Below are 16,342 nucleotides of genomic sequence, written 5' to 3'. Positions count from 1 at the left end.
ATTGGCTTACTCTGCGTCGGACTCTGCCAGACGTGCCTTGTCAGCTGCGCCTTTTGCATCAACGTCGCGGTCTACGAATTCGATGATCGCCATTGGCGCCATGTCACCGTAGCGGAAGCCCGCTTTCATCACACGCACGTAACCACCTTGGCGGTCTTTGTAGCGTGGGCCGAGGATTTCGAACAAACGTGCTGTGTGCATTTCTTGCTTCAGCTGTGCGTTTGCCTGACGACGTGCGTGCAAGTCGCCGCGCTTTGCGAGCGTGACGAGCTTTTCGATCACGCGCTTCAATTCTTTTGCTTTTGGCAGTGTTGTTTTGATCTGCTCGTGCTCGATCAAAGAACCAGCCATGTTTGCGAACATCGCTTTGCGGTGCTCGTGTGTACGGTTCAGTTTACGGTAACCATGTCCGTGGCGCATGTCAGTCTCCTAAAGTGCTTTATGCTTTGTACGGCAAGGGATGCGTGTCCCCCACTCTGTTGGGGCGTGATTGCCCATATTTTCCCGGTCATTGCCGGCATTGTCGTGCATGGGCGGGTCCGAAAACCCGCCCAATGTCTTAGAACTGATCTTCGAATTTCTTTGCAAGATCTTCGATGTTGTCTGGTGGCCAGTCCTCAACGTCCATGCCGAGGTGCAGACCCATGCCGGACAGGACTTCTTTGATCTCGTTCAAAGACTTCCGACCGAAGTTCGGTGTGCGCAGCATTTCAGCTTCGGTTTTCTGGATCAGATCACCGATGTAAACGATGTTGTCGTTCTTCAGGCAGTTCGCGGAACGAACAGACAGTTCCAACTCGTCCACTTTCTTAAGAAGCAGCGGGTTGAACTCAAGACCGTCATCGTCTGCGCCAGCTTGTGCTGATTCAGGCTCGTCGAAGTTGACGAAGATGGACAGCTGGTCCTGCAGAATGCGGGCCGCGTAAGCGACAGCATCGTCAGGTGTCAAAGACCCATCAGTCTCAACCTTCATCGTCAGTTTATCATAGTCCAGAACCTGACCTTCACGGGTAGGCTGCACGTCATATGACACTTTCTTTACCGGCGAATAGATCGCGTCGATAGAGATCATGCCGATTGGCGCGTCTTCTGGCTTGTTCTTCTCAGCTGCAACATAGCCCTTACCGGTATTCACGGTCAGTTCCATGTACAGATCAGCGCCATCGTCGAGGTGACAGATGATGTGATCTTTGTTCAGCACTTCGATACCGTTGGTTTCAGAGATGTCACCAGCAGTGACAACACCTGGACCTTTGGCTTGTACTGACAAACGCTTAGGGCCTTCGACATCCATACGGATCGCCACACCTTTGAGGTTAAGCACGATGTCAGTTACGTCTTCACGTACACCGGACACAGAGCTAAACTCGTGCAGAACGTTGTCGATCTGAACGGCAGTGATGGCAGCACCTTGAAGGGATGACATCAGAATACGACGCAGGGCGTTGCCCAGTGTCAGACCAAAGCCGCGCTCAAGCGGTTCGGCAATTACAGTGGCTTGGCGTGCTGGGTCATTACCCGGCTTCACTTCCAGCTGTGTTGGCTTGATTAATTCAGCCCAGTTCTTGTGGATCATGTGTCCCTCCATTCCAGTCTACCTTTCATGATCAAAAGGCAAACGCCCGAGGTTTCAAAATGACGGAATGGGGCCGTGCAAATGCACAGCCCCATCACGGGTAATTCGCTTAGACGCGGCGGCGCTTTGGTGGGCGGCAGCCGTTGTGTGCCATTGGCGTCACGTCACGGATAGATGTGATGTTGAAACCGATAGCAGCCAGAGCGCGCAATGCGGACTCACGGCCAGAACCTGGACCCTGCACTTCGACTTCCAGTGTTTTCACACCGTGGTCTTGTGCTTTTTTGCCCGCATCTTCAGCAGCCATCTGAGCTGCGTAAGGTGTGGACTTCCGTGAGCCTTTAAAGCCCATTGTACCAGCGGACGACCATGAAATGGCGTTGCCCTGTACGTCGGAGATCAGGATTTTTGTGTTGTTGAACGAAGAGTTCACGTGAGCAACGCCAGCGGCGATGTTCTTGGAGACCTTCTTCTTGGTGCGTTTAGCTTCGCGTGCCATGATATCAGCCCTCCCTTATTTCTTCTTACCAGCAATGGCCTTTGCAGGGCCTTTGCGAGTACGCGCGTTTGTGGATGTACGCTGACCGCGCACAGGAAGGTTACGACGGTGACGCAGGCCACGGTAGCAACCGAGGTCCATCAAACGCTTCACGTTCATCTGAACTTCGCGGCGCAGGTCGCCTTCAACAGTCAGATTTTCGTCGATGTATTCACGGACTTTCAAGACTTCTGCGTCAGACAGTTCGTTGACACGACGTGTGTGATCGATACCGATCGCGTCGCAGATCTGAACAGCTGTGGTAGAGCCGATTCCGGTGATGTAGGTCAGTGCGATTGGAACGCGCTTTCCTGTAGGGATGTTTACGCCAGCAATACGTGCCACGTGCATTTCCTTTACGTTGCGGGTCCGTGGTTCCAGACCCTTTTTTCACAACGGAAGCCCGGACCTAAAGGCGCCGGGCTGCGTCATATCGAGGTAGCTTACGGATGTCGGGGGCGACCCATTCACCGCAAAATGATTCCCCTAAGGGATGGGGGTGTTTAGGAGTGATTACGTGAGCGGTCAAGACCTACATCGCAATCCGGCCTCAACAACAATCAGGACACTCATCATAGGCCAATTGCAGAGCAAAAATGAGAGCAGGTTGCAGTACCAAATCTGCATTTACACTCAGATTCATCGCAGCAACTTTATCAACCAACAACACGAAGGCAGCGGCTTCGGCGTCGCTGTTTTCTCCCGTGATATAAAAGTCAGGATGCTTGGAGCATCTCTGCAGCGCACCGGCTTCTAATGCGCATTCATTCGCTAACCCCAGAAAGTCCTGCATTTACGCCAAAGATGCTTTGATACTAGCCGCCACGTCTTCCATTGACGCCAACCCATCGACAGACTTCAAATCACCTTTGGCATAGTAATACCCGATCAGCGGTGAAGTTTGCTTGTAGTAGGCCATCAGGCGGATCTTCAGGCTTTCCTCATTGTCGTCAGCACGGGCGGTGCCACCGGCAGCCACGGCTTCTGCCGCACGACCAAGGATACGCTGCACAAGCACATCTTCGTTTACTTCCAGCTCGATTACGTGATCCAGCGTCTCGCCCATCTCTGCCAACAGTTCACCCAGCGCGTCGGCCTGCGCCAATGTCCGTGGGAAACCGTCAAAGATAAAACCGTTCGCGTCTTTCTGAACTTCTAGCTGTTCGCGAATCAAACCGATCACGATCTCGTCCGTCACAAGGTTGCCAGCGTCCATAACGGCAGCAACCTTTTTGCCCATCTCGGTGCCCGATGTCTTTGCTGCGCGCAGCATGTCACCGGTGCTGAGTTGAACCATATTCCGCTCTTTGACCAAGATGGAGGCTTGTGTTCCTTTGCCCGCTCCTGGCGGTCCAAGCAGAATAATATTCATCGGCGTGACGGTCCCTTACGTTTTGCTCCACCGCGTTTACCACGGAGTTGCGATTTTTCAATCAGGCCTTCGTACTGATGTGCAAGAAGGTGTGACTGGATTTGCTGGATCGTGTCCATACCAACAGACACAATGATCAAGATCGACGTGCCGCCAAAGTAGAACGGGATGGACAGCTGTGAACGAATGATCTCTGGCATCAGGGCAACCAAAGCAAGGTAGCCGGAACCAAGAACCAGAATACGGTTCACAACATAATCAAGATAATCAGCGGTCTTTTTACCGGGACGAATACCGGGCACAAAACCGTTTTGGTTCTTCAGGTTCTCGGCGACTTCTTCCGTCTTGAACGCAACTTCTTTGGTGTAGAAATACGTAAAAAAGATAATCATCGCTGAGAAAAAGATCAGGTAAAGCGGCTGACCTGGGCCAAAGTAGGCCAGAATGGTCGACATCACAGGGTTTGTTGACCCGCCAGAGAACGTGCTGATCGTTGTGGGCAGCAACAGCAATGCGGATGCAAAGATCGCTGGCATAACGCCTGCAGGGTTCACCTTGATCGGCAGGTGGGACGACGAGCTATCGTAGACCTTCATACCGCGTTGTTGACGTGGGTACTGGATGTGGATCTTACGCAGGCTGCGCTCCATGAACACAACAAACGTCAGAACCGCGATCACCATCAGAATAACACCGACGATCACAACAGGGCTGATCGCACCGGACCGGCCTTGTGACAGGAACTGCGCAAGCGCCGCTGGAACCTCGGCAATAATGCCGACGAAGATGATCAAGGAAATACCGTTACCGATGCCGCGTGCGGTGATTTGCTCACCCAGCCACATCAGGAACATCGTCCCGCCAACAATCGTAATGATGCACGACGCTTGGAAGAACAGTCCCGGATTGGACGCAAGCCCACCCGCCTCGAGCGATGCGGCAAGGCCAAAGGCCTGTGCTGTCGCCACGATCACGGTCAGGTAACGGGTGTATTGGTTAATCTTGCGACGCCCCTGCTCACCCTCTTTTTTTAGGTTTTTCAGCGGCTCATACATTGTGGACAGCAACTGGATCACAATGGATGCAGAGATATACGGCATGATCCCAAGGGCAAAAATCCCCATGCGGGATAGCGCACCACCGGTGAACATCGACAGGATGCCACCGATACCGGCTTGGGCGTCCTCCATAAAGGAACGAAGGGCAGCACCATCAATACCGGGAACCGGAATGAATGTGCCAAGACGGTAAACGATCAAAAGGCCAAGTGTGAACAGGATACGCTGGCGCAACTCAGTTGCTTTGCCGAACGCCCCCCAGCTCATGTTGGATGCCATTTGCTCTGCTGCGGATGCCATATGGGTCTCTTCTCATGAAAAACGCCGCCACGGTTTCCCGAGTGGCGGCGTTTGGGAAAACTTGAGTTTGGTATGTAAGCGACCAATTGGCCGCTCACAAGGTCTTACTCAGCCGCTACTTTCGCAGGGGCAGTTGTTGTGAGCTTTCCGCCAGCCTTTTCAACTGCTTCAACCGCACCTTTTGATGCGCCGTGAACAGCGATGTTGGCTTTTGCGGTGAATTCACCTTTGGCCAGAACGCGGATACCATCCTTTTTGCGACGTACCAGACCGGATGCGATCAGCGCATCTTCGGTGATGTCCGCTTTGACGTCGATTTTGCCAGCGTCGATGAATTTCTGGATCAGACCAAGGTTCACAACTGCGTATGTCTTGGCGTTGATGTTGTTAAAGCCACGCTTTGGAAGACGTTGGTAGATCGGCATCTGACCGCCTTCGAAGCCTTTGATGGCTACACCGGAACGGGATTTCTGACCTTTAATACCACGGCCACCCATCTTACCTTTGCCAGAACCTGGACCACGGCCGATGCGTTTTTTGCGTGATGTTGCGCCCGGGTTGTCGGACAGTTCGTTCAACTTAAACATTGTCGCTTCTCCTTTTGCCGGAGGACCCCGTCCAGCGACGGAAATGGGGCACACGGCGTTTCAAATAGATCGGATTCGGGAACCCGACTGGGGGCGTATAGACGGGTGTGCAGGACGGATCAAGTAGGCGGGTAAATCAAAATTCTCAGTACGTGAAAGCAGAAGGAAACCCGCACGACATGAACGCGGCTCAAATCTTTTCACAATATTGAAATTACGGCGACGGAAACGGGAAACGCCAACGTAGAACAGGATATGCCCAAACGATTTACCCAGCCAAGTGATGATCGGATTTCTCATGAAAACTCTCCCCTACCTTGCCGCCGCAATGCTGATAGCGACTTCAGCCTCGGCAGACACAACCGATGATCGCTTGCATGAGATTGAACATTTCTTCGAAAATGCTGTGGTCTTGAATGGGCCGAAGGTCGTGGATTGCACCTTGTCGGGCGGCACCCAGACAAGCTGCTTTTCGATCACAGTTAAGGCCGAGCCGCAGGATTACACGCCCGGCCCATGGTGCCCCACGTCGATTAATGACGATGCCAGTGCAGGCGGCATCTGGCTGAACGAAGGCGAGGTGTTGGACGTCGACGGCACATTCATCACAGAACTATCGACGCTTTATGGTGACGAGAACTGGCAACTTTTCAATGAGACAACAGGCGAAGTGAACGTCACGGACACACAAGCCTCTTGCGAAGCAGCCGCCCGTCCAGATGTTGACCCAGAGTACAACAATTTCTGCGTTCAGTGCCTGCCCGAATACATGGATGACGACGCGAGCATGACGTACGTCATTCCTTTAGAACCGCAGCTCAGCGCGCAAACCGTTCAGACCAATACAGCGGGTTCGGGCCTTGCGCACAATGGTGTGCGTCTTGATGGCCCTGCCCCTGTGGATGCCATTCTGTCCGCCTACACAGTTGCGCCCTTTGACGACTGCGGCGGGCACGTGAATACCCATGTAGGCTATCATTATCACGCTGTGACGGACTGTCTTGATCAACCTGCAGCCGACGGAAAAGATGCAGCACAGGTCGGGATCGCGATGGACGGCCATGCGATCTATACGCACTTGCTATCTGACGGGTCAGAGCCGGAGGGGCTCGACGCCTGCAACGGCCATTCGGACGAAGACGGCACATATCACTACCACGCAGGAGCTGCTGGGACGAATGCGATCCTGTCGTGCCTCACGGCTGAAGTGGGCTGCGCTTCGGAAGACCCCGATGCTGTTTGTGATGCATCCGCCCGGCGGCCGCGACCGTAATACTGCGGCTCAAACACAATAGATCGGACAGCGTTCCCCTACCCCCAGCGGAACGCTGTCCGTGGACATGACAAGAAATAACGTATATTTTTCGGCAATTTGGCAGTATTGACACTTTTCAGCCCAACAATTGTCGTAGGTGCCTTCTAACACTGACCCCAACGTAAACCGTCACGTGATCTTGGGACGGTTGTGTCTTGTTGTTGTTGGAGACTGTCATGGCAAAACTGGTTTCATCGGTAATCGCGGCGTTAGTGCTTTCACCGAGCGTGTCTGCTGCAGCAACGTTGCTGTCCATCGACCTGAGCATTGCAAACCAGATCACTGTCGTCGCCGAACCGGGCCTTGCCAACGCCACTGTGTCCGGATCGGACGGCGTAGGTATCTATCTTCCGAATTTCTTTGCAGACGGCAACACGGGGTTCGGGATCAACAACACATCAGGCGACTTTAGTTCGACCAACCAGACATCCGACGGTTCGGCCAATCTATGGAGCTATAGCGGCGACACCGGCCTGAACATCTGGTCGTTCGTGAACGGCGGGACCGTAAGTTTTACTGATGGCACACAGGCGTTTACGGGGTCCGCGACATGGAACCTGACGCCCGGCCTTTACGCCGAATTCGTCAACGCCCCCGGCGCTGGTTCCTTGTTCTTCCCTGCGGATAGCGCCAACGACATCGTAGGCCAAACAGCCATCGGTGAATTCACAACATCCAACGCAGTCCCCGCGCCTGTGCCGGTGCCAGCATCTGTGCTTTTGCTTGGGTCGGTCATGTTTGGGTTGGGGTTATTCGGGCGTCGCCGCAAGCAATCTGACGGCATACTGCTGGCCGCTTAGGCGCATTCAAATTCGCAAAAATCAGCATGTGATTCACGTGCACAACCCGTGCACAATGCGTGCACCGCCACGTCGTCGCGTGACCGCCTAAAATGACCAGGCGCGTCATAACACTGGAACGCCCTCCGCTCGAGCAGTTTTCAATCGCCTACATATTTTGTAATATGATGCCCGCGACCCAAAGCTGACGTTGCCCTATTTCACAACTACGTCCTAAAGCTCTGCGAACTGCGCCTTCAGTAAAGCTTCGCTATACTCGCTTTCGGCAGTGCTATCATAAACGATACCGCCGCCGACGTTCAGCTTTACCTTGCCGGAGGGCCGGCAAATCAGTGTTCGAATTGCGACGTTAAATTCCATCGCACCATCCGGTGCGATCCACCCAACAGCGCCGCAATATGTGTCGCGGGCATCGCTTTCGATATCTGACAGAATTTCCATCGCCCGCAGCTTTGGTGCCCCGGTGATCGAACCACATGGAAAGATCGCTGTAAGAATATCAGAGAGCTTACAATCCGGCCGGATTTCTGCGGTCACTTCGGATATCATCTGGTGAACGGTCGCGTAGCTTTCAACGTGAAAAAGCGCAGGAACGCGTACGCTACCAATCTGTGAAATCCGCGAAAAATCATTCCGCAGAAGGTCGGTTATCATCAGGTTTTCGGCTTGGTCTTTTTCGGAATTCGCAAGCTGGGCTTTTAAATTCGCATCTTCGTCCGCATTCAGACCACGCTTGATTGTCCCTTTCATGGGCCGCGCGCGCAGCTGTCCTCCGGACGACAGGGAAAAGAAAAGCTCGGGTGACCGGCACAATAATTTTGTTTCAGAAAGATCCACAAATGCACCGAACGGAACAGGCTGCTTACGCTTGAGCGCTTCGTAAAGACTGCGCGGTGAGCCTTCGCAGTGCGCGACCATAGGGAAGGTTAAATTAGCCTGATAAATATCGCCGTTGCGGATGTATCTATGAATGACATCAAAGGCTTCCTGGTAGGTCTGAAAATCCCATTCGGGTTCGAAACGTCCTAGGTTGGCCATGCCGGCTGTTTTCGTATCAGTGGCGGGGTGAACCTGATCGAACACACCGAAACAGAGCAGCGGATCCTGACGGTTTCCGGGTAATCGAGGGCGCAATTTCGGATTTAGAACGTAGCCCAATTCGTAAGATGCGGTGCCCGCAAGCCATTTACCTTCGGCTTGGGCCGCCTGCATCTCGCACAGCGCTTTATCGACTTCTTCGGGGTGCCACGCCGCGATGATGTGATCTGCTTGATGAAAAAGAGAGCCGCTTAGCAACGGCCCCCTGTCAAACTGAACAGATCGGGTCATGCCTGACTGGGAGACCAAAAATCAGCCGCAATACGGAGTTCGCGCAAGGGCCGTACGATATCAATGCAATCCTGATAAATTTGGTGAGCGCGATAGGCCTTCAGGGATTCTTCATCATCAAACTCTGCATAGACAATCACGTCCACGTCGTTGGAAAACCGATCATCGCTCCGATTGCGGGATACTTCAAAATGCCGGAGGGACGGAATGGCGGATAGCATGGACAGGCCATCCACGATCCGATCAATATCATCGACGTCACGGCTGCTGAAAAACACAACATGACGAATAATCTGAGGAGCGGGTTCTTTGTCTGCCACTTGAATGATCCTAAGCTGAGCCATACCGATGGCCGTTCTTGTCTCAATCAAAACCGACCTGCGTTAGGTATTTTCACAGCATCCGCTGCAATTCAATGCTGCATTGCGGCAGAGACTAAAAAGGTCTTACAGCCGTCATTCGTCGCAGCATTTATCAATGGCTTAAGGCCGAGAATGTACGATAAACGCTAAACTGCGATTGCTACGCCTAGTTTGATTGCGAAGATATCTTGGCGTCCCCCCCCTTATTTCACGCAAAACGCCCCGCAGTTTCCTGCGAGGCGTTCTGAATGTCGGTGCAGGGTTTCCCCTGCGTTCGAAGTCAGGCTCAGCCTTTTTCTTCGATGATCTCAACCATGTGAGAAATCTTGTTTACCATACCGCGTACGGAAGGTGTATCTTCCAGTTCTTTGGTACGGTTCATTTTGTTCAGGCCCAGGCCGATCAGCGTTGCGCGCTGTTTGGCGGGACGACGGATTGGAGAACCAATCTGTTTTACAACGATTGTTTTAGCCATGGTTTAGGCCTCCTCAGTTGCAGCAGCTTCAGCCGCTGGTGCGTCATCACGCTTTGGCAGGATGTCGGCAACCTTTTTGCCACGACGCTGTGCGACGTTGCGTGGGGATTGCTCGGACTTCAGGCCGTTAATTGTAGCGCGGATCATGTTGTATGGGTTCGCAGAGCCGATGGACTTGGACACAACGTCCTGAACACCCAGCATTTCGAACACAGCACGCATTGGACCACCGGCGATGATACCAGTACCAACTGGGGCTGTCCGCATCACAACTTTACCAGCGCCGTGGCGACCGTTTGTGTCGTGGTGCAATGTGCGGCCGTCTTTGAGCGCGACGCGGATCATCTGACGCTTCGCTTGCTCAGTGGCTTTACGGATCGCTTCAGGAACTTCCTTCGCTTTACCCTTACCAAAGCCGACGCGGCCTTTTTGGTCGCCAACAACCACGAGTGCGGCGAAGCCAAAGCGCTTACCACCCTTAACAGTTTTGGAAACACGGTTGATTGCGACCAGACGGTCAGCAAACTCTGGTGCTTGTTCTTCACGGTTGCGACGGTTGCCGCCCCGGTTGTTTTCACGTTCTGCCATGAATGCAGTCCTTATTCAGGTGGCGCGCTTTGCGCCTATTAATCTCAATCGCAGTGACGCGTGATGCGTCCCCGATTATCGAGGCGGCCTGAACGCTGTCCAAGCCGCCTACTGTTCGTTTAGATCTTCAGACCGCCTTCACGGGCAGCGTCTGCCAGTGCTTTGATCTTACCGTGGAAGAGGAAACCACCACGGTCGAAGAATGCAACTTCAACACCAGCTTTTTTAGCACGCTCGGCAATAGCCGCGCCCACTTTTTGAGCTGCTTCGATGTTGTTCTTGCCGTAAAAACCCAGGTCCTTTTCGAGCGAAGAAGCGGACGCGATTGTGACGCCGTTTACATCGTCGATCAGCTGGACGCTGATGTTTTTGTTGGAGCGGTGCACAGACAACCGAGGGCGACCCTGGTTGGCAGTAACTTTCCGCAGCTTGTTCCGAACGCGCAAGCGGCGCTTCAAGAACAGAGTTCTTTTTGAATTTGCCATTGTTACCGTCCTTACTTCTTCTTGCCTTCTTTGCGGAAGATGTACTCGTCCTTGTACTTGATACCCTTGCCTTTATATGGCTCGGGCTTACGCCAAGCGCGGATGTTCGCCGCGACCTGACCTACAAGCTGTTGGTCGATACCTTCCACAGTGATCTCAGTCGGCTTTGCAGCTGTGACTGTGATCCCTTCGGGCACTTCAAAGTTGACGTCGTGAGAGTAACCAAGCGCCAGTTTCAGGGTTTTGCCCTGCATCTGTGCACGGTAACCAACACCGTTGATTTCAAGCTCTTTCTTGAAACCTTCGGTAACGCCGGTGGCCAAGTTCGCGATCATTGTGCGGGTCATGCCCCACTGCTGACGCGCGCGCTTGGATTTACCACGTGGTTCAACGGAAACGGACTGGCCGTCTACTGTGATTGTCACGTCGTCTGTTGCTTTAAAGGTCCGGGTCCCTTTCGGGCCTTTCACTTCGATGGTTTGGCCGGACACGGACGCAGAAACGCCGGATGCCAGTTCAACCGCTTTTTTACCAATACGAGACATCGAGTTCTCCTTAGAATACGGTGCAGAGCACTTCGCCGCCAACGTTGGCCGCCCGTGCGCTTGCATCCGTCATCACACCTTTGGAGGTGGAGACAATCGACACACCCAGGCCCTGACGGACTTGTGGGATGTCATTGACGCTCATGTAAACGCGACGACCAGGTTTTGAGACCCGTTTCACTTCACGAATTACAGCTTCGCCTTCGTAGTACTTGAGGCTGATCTCGATTGCCGGGTGGCCATCTTTGCCAGTCGTCAGCTCATAGCCGCGAATGTAGCCTTCGTCTGCCAGTACGTTCAGGACAGAAACACGTGCTTTAGAAGCAGGTGATTCAACCGTGGACTTACCGCGAAGTTGGCTGTTGCGGATACGTGTGAGCATATCACCGATAGGATCGTTCATTATCTATGCTCCCTTACCAGCTTGACTTGACCATGCCGGGAATTTCGCCGTTGGAACCAAGGTCCCGCAGCGCGATCCGGCTGATCTTGAGCTTACGGTAGTAAGCGTGTGGACGACCTGTCAGCTGGCACCGGTTGTGCAGGCGAACAGCAGACGAGTTGCGTGGCAGTTTTGCGAGTTCAAGTGTTGCCTTGAAACGCTCTTCTACTGGCTTCTCTTTGTCGTTGATGATTGCTTTGAGCGCAGCACGCTTTTCAGCGTACTTAGCGACCAATTTCTCGCGTTTCACTTCGCGAGCGATCATGGATTTCTTAGCCATATCTAAATTCTCCCTACCGCTTAGCTGTTGAAAGGCATGTTGAAAGCTTTCAACAATGCTTTTGCTTCAGCGTCGTTACCGGCGGTGGTGCAGATTACGATGTCCATGCCCCAGTTTTCGTCAACTTTATCAAAGTTGATTTCTGGGAACACGATGTGCTCTTTCAGGCCAGTGGCATAATTGCCGCGACCGTCGAAAGATTTGCCGGATACGCCGCGGAAATCGCGGATACGTGGCATTGCAACTGTGATCAGACGATCAAGGAATTCGTACATCTTGTCACCACGAAGGGTCACTTTTGCACCAAGAGGCATGTCTTCACGAACGCGGAAACCAGCGATGGATTTCTTAGCGCGTGTTGTCATCGCTTTTTGACCGGCGATTGTAGACAGATCTTCTTGAGCCGACTTTGCTTTCTTGCTGTCACGGACAGCTTCTGCACCGCAGCCGATGTTCAGAACAATTTTGTCCAAACGTGGGATCTGCATGTCGTTTTTGTAGCCGAATTCTTCTTTCATCGCAGCACGGATCGTGTCGACGTAAGCAGTTTTCAAGCGCGGGGTGTAGTTTGCGTTATCAAGCATTAGATCGCATCCCCTGTTGTTTTCGCAAAACGAACTTTCGCTTCGCCATCCATACGGAAGCCAACGCGTGTTGCTTTGCCATTTGCATCAACAATTGCCAGATTGGACAGGTCGATCGGCATCGCCTTTGGCGTGCGGCCACCCTGAGATGTCTGGGTTTGCTTTGTGTGACGGATCGCCATGTTCACACCATCAACGATGGCTTTGCCGGACTTAGGATCGATGGACGAAATTGTGCCCTTCTGACCTTTGTCTTTACCAGCAAGAACGATGACACTGTCACCTTTACGGAGCTTAGCAGCCATAGTTACAGCACCTCCGGAGCAAGTGAGATGATTTTCATGAAGTTTTTCGCACGCAATTCGCGAACAACTGGCCCAAAGATACGTGTACCTACTGGTTCATTGTTGTTGTTCAGGATCACAGCAGCGTTTTTATCAAAACGAATTGCTGTGCCGTCTGCGCGACGAACTTCTTTTGCGGTGCGTACGACGACGGCCTTACGGACGTCACCTTTCTTTACACGACCACGTGGAATGGCTTCCTTCACCGATACGACGATAATGTCACCGACACTCGCGTAACGACGGTGGGAACCACCCAGAACCTTAATGCACTGAACACGGCGGGCGCCGCTGTTGTCAGCCACATCTAGGTTGGTTTGCATCTGGATCATTTAGATTCTCTCCGACCTATGGGCATAGTCCCGATTTCTGTCCGGGGGCCCAGGGTTTCGTTAATACTGTTGGGTACCGCTTAAGAAGCGATAACTTCCCAGCGTTTCGTTTTTGACTTAGGCGCACATTCTTGAATGCGAACTTGATCACCTACGTTAAAGGTATTCTGCTCATCGTGCGCCCGGTACTTTTTGGACTTACGAATTGTTTTCTGAAGCAATGGGTGCTTGTAGCGGCGCTCAACAGAAACTGTGACTGTTTGGGCGTTCTGGTTGCTTGTAACAACCCCAGTAAGGATACGCTTAGGCATTGATTAAGCCTCCTTGGCAGCGGCTGCTGCTTTTTCGTTCAGAATGGTTTTGACTTTAGCCGCGTTGCGACGTGCAGCGCGGATACCTGATGTGTTTTCCATTTGGCCAGTGGCCTGCTGGAAGCGCAGGTTGAATGATTCTTTTTTCAGATTTGCCAGCTCATCACGAAGCTGGTCGGGGGTCTTTTCCCGCAACTCATTGGCTTTCATGCCATTTTCCTTTGTTTCAAACACTGGGAGGCCGCGCGATATGCGTCACCCCGAATCCAGTGGATTGGGTAGAAGTTGGCCGTATAGGGGGGTTCTGTGAGTCTCGCAACCCCTAACGGCCCTTTGTTTTTAAGGATTTGGCAGGAGTGTGCGATGCCACGCAACATAGCGGATCAATGCCTGCTCGCAATCAGCTTTGCGCCCTGTATATAGACGGACAAATCCCAATTAGATCGCCCGCAGCCGCGTCGAGGACCTCCAATGACCAAAACAACCCCCCTCTTCACCACCCCGCTCTACCGCGCCCCTTTGAATGACCACGGCAAGATTGATCAGGATGAACTGGCCACGTCTTGCGATGTGATCGCGAATGACGATGAAGCTGGTCAGGATTGGTGTGAAGAGAACGAGTTTCCGGGGTATACCTCTTACGCCTCGCTTACCGATCTGCCGTGGCGTTTTCCGATCTTTAAGGAATTGGTGGCAGCATTAGATCAGCACGTGGCCGCGTTTGCTAAAGAATGTCATTTTGATTTGGGCGATAAGGAGCTGAAATTAGAGGACCTGTGGATCAACATCCTGCCTGAGGGCGGCATCCATACCGCCCATATCCACCCGCATTCGGTTATATCTGGCACGACGTATGTGGCAATGCCCGAAGGCACGTCAGCGATTAAATTCGAAGACCCGCGTTTGGCGATGATGATGGCCGCACCGGGGCGCTTGAAAAACGCACCAGAGGCGTTGAAGCAATTTGTATACGTGAAGCCCGATGTGGGCGACGTGTTGCTTTGGGAAAGCTGGTTGCGCCACGAGGTGCCGATGAACATGGCCGAAGACGAACGGATCACCGTGTCGTTCAATTATAGCTGGGGGTAGCGGCTGGCGGGTGCCCGTCTGCTACATGGCCGCCTTCAAGCATCTGTAGAATGCCCGCTTCGATGTCTTCCGTCCGATCGACTTTCCATTCGCCCATTGCATAGGGCCCGAAGACGACAATCAGCATACACCCTGTTGTCGTGACGTCGAAAATGGCGCGGTAGACTTTTGCGAGCCTGCTGATTTGCGCTGTATGCACTTTGTGAAATGCGATTTGGGGTGGCTTTGCCGCGTGCAGCGCGAGCCCCGACGTGACTGCCATGAAACAGAAGAACCCAAGCCAAAGCGAAAGCGTTTCATTCCAACCCGTCCCGATGCCCAAGGGAATTGCGGCGGCCGGCGCTGTCGACATGAAGAACAGAACAACTGCTGTCATCGCTTGCCGTATCATCACAACGCACCTCTTAGACCATCAACCACGCCCCACGATGCGGGAGCCTGACGGGCAAAGTGTCTTGAGAGTGCGACGAATTGAAGGCGTCACTTGCCCTTCTTCGCGGCCTTTTCGTCTTTGGTCAGCTTATTGCCCCAGACGTTGTTGGACAGGCCAAGGTCATCGGGCATTGGCTTTGTCTTGCCTTTGGTGACCTTACCGCCGTTGTCGAGAAACTGCTTGATCAGATCTTCGTCGGTGGTGGGTTTGGGGACGTGTTTCATGAGCCAGAGCCTCTGTTGCCAATACCAAATATGCTAGAGGTTCATCGTCAAATTGAACAGGCCCATTGGTATATCGTGTTAGCAAACAATGACGGCCGGCAATAACTGCAACAATCCGCGCGCATTCAGGGCATCACGCACATTATCATTCAGCATGTCGGCACGATAGAACATGATTGCCTCTAATTTCGGCATGGTCAAAAGCACTGATTGATCATCAGGCAATTCGCCACCGATATCGACATTTTTCAAAGTTGGGTGACCTCGCAAGACTGAAATGTCTGCCTCACTGCCGTGCCATGAAATGGAAAGGTCTTCGAGTAACAACATGTCTTGAATAAATGACACATCGAAACCTTTACCCACATTGCCCATCGCGAGATCTGAGAGACCTGCTAATTGAGCAATTGGCGATTTGTCCACCGCTGGGCTGGTTCCTTCGACATGAAGCACGTCAAGTTGCGGAAAATATACCAAGCCTTCCAAGTCAGTGATATCTGTCGATGTGATGTGCAGTTCCTTCAGGTGACCCAAGTCTTTGATGTCGCTCAGATCATCAAAATTGGTCCGGCTCATCATCAAAGTCGTCACGTGCGTAAGGCCATTGATAACACTGAAGTCATCAAGTCGCATTCCATCTAGATTCAGCTCTCTGCATCGCGCTTCGATACACGCCGCCAGCGTGGCCTTTCCACGCGCCAACGCGTCAATTTCACGAGAGATCCTTTGTCTTTCTCTGACGATTTCGCGATCGCGCTGTAGCCCTGCCCGATTGGCATCCTTGATTTGTTCGCATGCGCCAAGCGTTACGACAGCAGATAAAGCGACAATCGCAGACCATTTCAAACCTAACATCAAAGTCCCTCAGTATTCCTAAACTTAATAGAAAGGTGTGATGAATGCTGGTTGTTCCACAAGGAGAAACCCCCACAGATTGCTCTGCGGGGGTTCAAGTCTTGTTTCAAACAGTCAC

The 16,342-nt window shown here is 52.8% G+C and carries 27 protein-coding genes; 3 read left to right on the top strand and 24 right to left on the bottom strand.

Going from position 1 to position 16,342, the window contains the following annotated elements:
- Nucleotides 1-6: 6 nt before the first annotated feature.
- The 8 genes from rplQ to rplO form a co-directional block, all read right to left on the bottom strand.
- Complete coding sequence (gene rplQ / locus K3729_05380; protein UWR00210.1) at nt 7-420, bottom strand: 50S ribosomal protein L17; 414 nt, start codon at nt 418-420, stop codon at nt 7-9.
- Between the two features lie 139 nt (nt 421-559).
- Nucleotides 560-1,576, bottom strand: a complete 1,017-nt coding sequence (locus tag K3729_05375; GenBank protein ID UWR00209.1) for a DNA-directed RNA polymerase subunit alpha — start codon at nt 1,574-1,576, stop codon at nt 560-562.
- Nucleotides 1,577-1,685: 109 nt separating this feature from the next.
- Complete coding sequence (gene rpsK / locus K3729_05370; protein ID UWR00208.1) at nt 1,686-2,075, bottom strand: 30S ribosomal protein S11; 390 nt, start codon at nt 2,073-2,075, stop codon at nt 1,686-1,688.
- Between the two features lie 15 nt (nt 2,076-2,090).
- A complete protein-coding gene (rpsM, locus tag K3729_05365) occupies nt 2,091-2,459 on the bottom strand; it encodes a 30S ribosomal protein S13 (protein ID UWR00207.1) in 369 nt (122 codons plus the stop codon).
- 205 nt (nt 2,460-2,664) lie between these two features.
- On the bottom strand, nt 2,665-2,907 hold the full coding sequence (locus K3729_05360) for a hypothetical protein (protein UWR00206.1): 243 nt from the start codon (nt 2,905-2,907) through the stop codon (nt 2,665-2,667).
- Entirely contained in the window at nt 2,908-3,486 is a 579-nt protein-coding gene (locus tag K3729_05355) for an adenylate kinase (protein UWR00205.1), read from the bottom strand.
- Nucleotides 3,483-4,844 carry a preprotein translocase subunit SecY gene (gene secY, locus K3729_05350; protein UWR00204.1) on the bottom strand — a complete coding sequence of 454 codons (1,362 nt, stop codon included), beginning with the start codon at nt 4,842-4,844 and terminating at the stop codon, nt 3,483-3,485. The genes K3729_05355 and secY overlap by 4 nt, the downstream gene beginning before the upstream one ends.
- A gap of 104 nt (nt 4,845-4,948) precedes the next feature.
- Entirely contained in the window at nt 4,949-5,431 is a 483-nt protein-coding gene (gene rplO, locus K3729_05345) for a 50S ribosomal protein L15 (GenBank protein ID UWR00203.1), read from the bottom strand.
- A 298-nt stretch (nt 5,432-5,729) separates the two neighbouring features.
- On the opposite strand from rplO, the gene K3729_05340 reads away from it, so the two are divergent.
- The gene (locus K3729_05340) at nt 5,730-6,704 is read left to right on the top strand and encodes a YHYH protein (protein UWR00202.1); all 975 of its coding nucleotides are present in this window, start codon (nt 5,730-5,732) and stop codon (nt 6,702-6,704) included.
- A 218-nt stretch (nt 6,705-6,922) separates the two neighbouring features.
- Nucleotides 6,923-7,546: a PEP-CTERM sorting domain-containing protein gene (locus K3729_05335; protein UWR00201.1), complete on the top strand. Its 624-nt coding sequence runs from the start codon at nt 6,923-6,925 to the stop codon at nt 7,544-7,546.
- A 213-nt stretch (nt 7,547-7,759) separates the two neighbouring features.
- Here K3729_05335 and K3729_05330 read toward each other — a convergent pair whose 3' ends face one another.
- From K3729_05330 to rpmC, 13 genes are all read right to left on the bottom strand, one after another.
- Nucleotides 7,760-8,875: an aminodeoxychorismate synthase component I gene (locus tag K3729_05330; protein UWR00200.1), complete on the bottom strand. Its 1,116-nt coding sequence runs from the start codon at nt 8,873-8,875 to the stop codon at nt 7,760-7,762.
- The gene (locus K3729_05325) at nt 8,872-9,219 is read right to left on the bottom strand and encodes a Dabb family protein (GenBank protein UWR00199.1); all 348 of its coding nucleotides are present in this window, start codon (nt 9,217-9,219) and stop codon (nt 8,872-8,874) included. The genes K3729_05330 and K3729_05325 overlap by 4 nt, the downstream gene beginning before the upstream one ends.
- Before the next feature lie 304 nt (nt 9,220-9,523).
- On the bottom strand, nt 9,524-9,712 hold the full coding sequence (gene rpmD / locus K3729_05320) for a 50S ribosomal protein L30 (GenBank protein UWR00198.1): 189 nt from the start codon (nt 9,710-9,712) through the stop codon (nt 9,524-9,526).
- A 3-nt stretch (nt 9,713-9,715) separates the two neighbouring features.
- Nucleotides 9,716-10,300, bottom strand: a complete 585-nt coding sequence (gene rpsE / locus K3729_05315; GenBank protein UWR00197.1) for a 30S ribosomal protein S5 — start codon at nt 10,298-10,300, stop codon at nt 9,716-9,718.
- 119 nt (nt 10,301-10,419) lie between these two features.
- On the bottom strand, nt 10,420-10,785 hold the full coding sequence (rplR, locus tag K3729_05310) for a 50S ribosomal protein L18 (GenBank protein ID UWR00196.1): 366 nt from the start codon (nt 10,783-10,785) through the stop codon (nt 10,420-10,422).
- Nucleotides 10,786-10,796: 11 nt separating this feature from the next.
- A complete protein-coding gene (rplF, locus tag K3729_05305) occupies nt 10,797-11,330 on the bottom strand; it encodes a 50S ribosomal protein L6 (GenBank protein UWR00195.1) in 534 nt (177 codons plus the stop codon).
- A 10-nt stretch (nt 11,331-11,340) separates the two neighbouring features.
- Nucleotides 11,341-11,733 carry a 30S ribosomal protein S8 gene (gene rpsH / locus K3729_05300; GenBank protein UWR00194.1) on the bottom strand — a complete coding sequence of 131 codons (393 nt, stop codon included), beginning with the start codon at nt 11,731-11,733 and terminating at the stop codon, nt 11,341-11,343.
- 13 nt (nt 11,734-11,746) lie between these two features.
- Nucleotides 11,747-12,052 carry a 30S ribosomal protein S14 gene (gene rpsN / locus K3729_05295; GenBank protein UWR00193.1) on the bottom strand — a complete coding sequence of 102 codons (306 nt, stop codon included), beginning with the start codon at nt 12,050-12,052 and terminating at the stop codon, nt 11,747-11,749.
- A gap of 20 nt (nt 12,053-12,072) precedes the next feature.
- A complete protein-coding gene (gene rplE, locus K3729_05290) occupies nt 12,073-12,636 on the bottom strand; it encodes a 50S ribosomal protein L5 (GenBank protein UWR00192.1) in 564 nt (187 codons plus the stop codon).
- The gene (gene rplX / locus K3729_05285; GenBank protein UWR00191.1) at nt 12,636-12,941 is read right to left on the bottom strand and encodes a 50S ribosomal protein L24; all 306 of its coding nucleotides are present in this window, start codon (nt 12,939-12,941) and stop codon (nt 12,636-12,638) included. The genes rplE and rplX overlap by 1 nt, the downstream gene beginning before the upstream one ends.
- 2 nt (nt 12,942-12,943) lie before the next feature.
- Nucleotides 12,944-13,312, bottom strand: a complete 369-nt coding sequence (rplN, locus tag K3729_05280; protein ID UWR00190.1) for a 50S ribosomal protein L14 — start codon at nt 13,310-13,312, stop codon at nt 12,944-12,946.
- 80 nt (nt 13,313-13,392) lie between these two features.
- Entirely contained in the window at nt 13,393-13,623 is a 231-nt protein-coding gene (rpsQ, locus tag K3729_05275; GenBank protein ID UWR00189.1) for a 30S ribosomal protein S17, read from the bottom strand.
- Between the two features lie 3 nt (nt 13,624-13,626).
- On the bottom strand, nt 13,627-13,833 hold the full coding sequence (gene rpmC, locus K3729_05270) for a 50S ribosomal protein L29 (GenBank protein ID UWR00188.1): 207 nt from the start codon (nt 13,831-13,833) through the stop codon (nt 13,627-13,629).
- A 261-nt stretch (nt 13,834-14,094) separates the two neighbouring features.
- On the opposite strand from rpmC, the gene K3729_05265 reads away from it, so the two are divergent.
- Nucleotides 14,095-14,712 (top strand): hypothetical protein, encoded by a 618-nt coding sequence (locus K3729_05265; GenBank protein UWR00187.1) that lies wholly within the window; start codon nt 14,095-14,097, stop codon nt 14,710-14,712.
- On the opposite strand, the gene K3729_05260 is transcribed toward K3729_05265, so the two are convergent.
- The 3 genes from K3729_05260 to K3729_05250 all read right to left on the bottom strand — a co-directional run bounded on the left by K3729_05260 (nt 14,693) and on the right by K3729_05250 (nt 16,224).
- The gene (locus K3729_05260) at nt 14,693-15,103 is read right to left on the bottom strand and encodes a hypothetical protein (protein UWR00186.1); all 411 of its coding nucleotides are present in this window, start codon (nt 15,101-15,103) and stop codon (nt 14,693-14,695) included. The two genes, K3729_05265 and K3729_05260, sit on opposite strands and share 20 nt — an antisense overlap.
- Before the next feature lie 89 nt (nt 15,104-15,192).
- Complete coding sequence (locus tag K3729_05255; protein ID UWR00185.1) at nt 15,193-15,369, bottom strand: hypothetical protein; 177 nt, start codon at nt 15,367-15,369, stop codon at nt 15,193-15,195.
- A 78-nt stretch (nt 15,370-15,447) separates the two neighbouring features.
- Nucleotides 15,448-16,224 carry a hypothetical protein gene (locus K3729_05250; protein UWR00184.1) on the bottom strand — a complete coding sequence of 259 codons (777 nt, stop codon included), beginning with the start codon at nt 16,222-16,224 and terminating at the stop codon, nt 15,448-15,450.
- Nucleotides 16,225-16,342 lie beyond the last annotated feature (118 nt).

The organism is Rhodobacteraceae bacterium S2214 (assembly GCA_025141675.1).
GTDB lineage: Bacteria > Pseudomonadota > Alphaproteobacteria > Rhodobacterales > Rhodobacteraceae > Yoonia.
Note: the sequence above shows the minus strand (reverse complement) of the source record. Positions and strands in the feature narration are given on the sequence as shown.